The 2,080-nt window shown below is 63.1% G+C and carries 3 protein-coding genes; all 3 read left to right on the top strand.

Translation table 11 applies throughout. The annotated features are described in order from the left end of the window. Nucleotides 1-146 precede the first annotated feature (146 nt). The 3 genes from EN742_RS32875 to EN742_RS32865 all read left to right on the top strand — a co-directional run bounded on the left by EN742_RS32875 (nucleotide 147) and on the right by EN742_RS32865 (nucleotide 2,056). Nucleotides 147-581: an organic hydroperoxide resistance protein gene (locus tag EN742_RS32875; RefSeq protein WP_126057470.1), complete on the top strand. Its 435-nt coding sequence runs from the start codon at nucleotides 147-149 to the stop codon at nucleotides 579-581. After that, nucleotides 578-1,081 (top strand): MarR family transcriptional regulator, encoded by a 504-nt coding sequence (locus tag EN742_RS32870; protein ID WP_126057471.1) that lies wholly within the window; start codon nucleotides 578-580, stop codon nucleotides 1,079-1,081. The genes EN742_RS32875 and EN742_RS32870 overlap by 4 nt, the downstream gene beginning before the upstream one ends. Nucleotides 1,082-1,258: 177 nt before the next feature. Beyond that, nucleotides 1,259-2,056 carry a transporter substrate-binding domain-containing protein gene (locus EN742_RS32865; RefSeq protein ID WP_126057472.1) on the top strand — a complete coding sequence of 266 codons (798 nt, stop codon included), beginning with the start codon at nucleotides 1,259-1,261 and terminating at the stop codon, nucleotides 2,054-2,056. The last annotated feature ends 24 nt before the right edge of the window (nucleotides 2,057-2,080 follow it).

Genomic DNA, 2,080 nt, shown 5'->3' with positions numbered 1-2,080 from the left:
AAAGGCGGCCTCGGCCGCCTTTTTTCGTTTCCTGGACACGTTCACGTAGCCGTGAAGGCTTTCCGTCCAAAAATCCGGGCGCGGACGTTGACGACAAACTATCTTGTACACTAAATAATCGTGTACAAAATAACAGGAGACCACACATGTCTGCACTCTACACCACTCAGGCTCGCGTCACCGGCGGCCGCGCCGGCCACGCCGAAACCAGCGACGGCCTGCTCAAGGTCGATCTGGCGATGCCGAAAGAGCTGGGCGGGCAGGGCGGCGCCACCAATCCGGAGCAGCTTTTCGCCGCCGGCTACGCCGCATGCTTCGAAAGCGCGATCCGCTTCGTCGCGCGCAAGCAGAAGCTGCCGCTCGAAGACGCCGCGGTGACGGCCACCGTCAGCCTCCATCCCAACGACCAGGGCGGCTTCCGGCTCGGCGTGTCGCTGGCGGCGGAGACGAAAGGCCTTGATCCGGCGGGCGCGGAAGCGCTTGTATCGGCGGCGCACCAGATCTGTCCCTATTCCAACGCCATCAGGGGCAATATCGAGGTGGCGCTTTCGACCGTGGCGCTTCCGGCAAAGGCAGCATGACGACAGAGATCACAGCGACCGTCAGCGACGTCCCGGCGGATAGAGCCGGGGCGATTGCCGTTCCGCGGCTGGATCAGCAGCTCTGCTTCGCGCTCTATTCAGCGAGCGGGCTGATGACCAAGCTTTACCGGCCGCTGCTCGATCCGCTGGGCCTCACCTATCCGCAATATCTGGCGATGCTGGTGCTGTGGGAGCGCGCGCCGAGCACGGTGGGCGCGCTTGGCGAGGCGCTAGGCCTGGATTCGGCGACGCTGACGCCGCTGCTCAAGCGGATGGAAGCCAGCGGCCTCGTCAGCCGTCGGCGCGATGTGGCCGACGAGCGCCGGGTGCTGGTCGAGCCGACGGCCAAGGGCGAGGCCCTGCGCGAGAGGGCAGCCAGGGTGCCTGCCGCCCTGGCATGCCAATTGCCACTCGAGGTCGGCGAGCTGCGATCCCTGCACGGTGTGCTCACTCGCTTTGTCGCCGAGATGCGCAAGTCGAGCTCGGAAGCGACGGAATAATCGATCCACCCCGATACGTTCCAAAACCACGTCGTTGAGAGCACGGGAATCCACTTTGGTGCCCATCCGCGCAGCGGATCGGCTTGCAAGGCGCTTGCGGAAAGCTAAAGTCGGCGCCGGATTTTTCCTGCAAGCCCGGCACATTCGCCGGGCGTTTCAAGTTTCTGGGAGCGTGTCATGACCAAATCGAAACTGCTGCTGGCAGCCCTGCTGGCTTGCCTTCTCGCGCCTGTCGCCGCATTGGCCGAGACGCTGCCCGACCTCGGCGGCAAGAAGGTGGTGGTGGTGACGGAAAACGCCTATCCGCCGCTGCAGTTCATCGATTCCAAGACCGGCAAGCAGATCGGCTGGGAATATGACGCGATGGACGAGATTGCCAAGCGGCTGAACTTCAAGGTCGAGTACCAGAACACCTCCTGGGATGCGATGATCCAGGCGGTTTCCGACAACCAGTACAACATCGGCATGACCGGCATCACCATCAAGGACGACCGCAAGGAGAAGGTCGATTTCTCCGACCCCTATATGCGCTCGGAGCAGTTCATGCTGGTGCGCGGCGACGAAAGCCGCTTCACCGACGCCAAGAGTTTCGGCGCCTTCAAGGACGGGCTGATCGGCGCGCAGCCGGGCACGACGCCCTTCTACACCGCCGTCTACAGCGTGCTAGACGGCAATGAGCAGAACCCGCGCATCAAACTGTTCGAGACGTTCGGGGCCACCGTACAGGCACTCAAATCCGGCGACGTCGACGTCGTCTTGACCGACGGCACCGCCGGCAAGGGCTATGTCGACGCTTCCGAAGGCAAGCTCAAGCTCATCGGCGGGCCGCTCGGCACCGAGGATTTCGGCTTCATCTTCCCCAAGGGATCCGACCTGGTGAAGCCGGTCAACGCCGCGATCGCCTCGCTCAAGGCCGACGGCACGCTCGATGCGCTGAACAAGAAGTGGTTCCTTGATTACAAGATGGGGCAGTAGGCACTTTTGTTGAGGGTGGTGCAT

Origin of the sequence: Mesorhizobium sp. M4A.F.Ca.ET.020.02.1.1, from assembly GCF_004022645.1 — a bacterium.
Taxonomy (GTDB): domain Bacteria; phylum Pseudomonadota; class Alphaproteobacteria; order Rhizobiales; family Rhizobiaceae; genus Mesorhizobium.
Note: the sequence above shows the minus strand (reverse complement) of the source record. Positions and strands in the feature narration are given on the sequence as shown.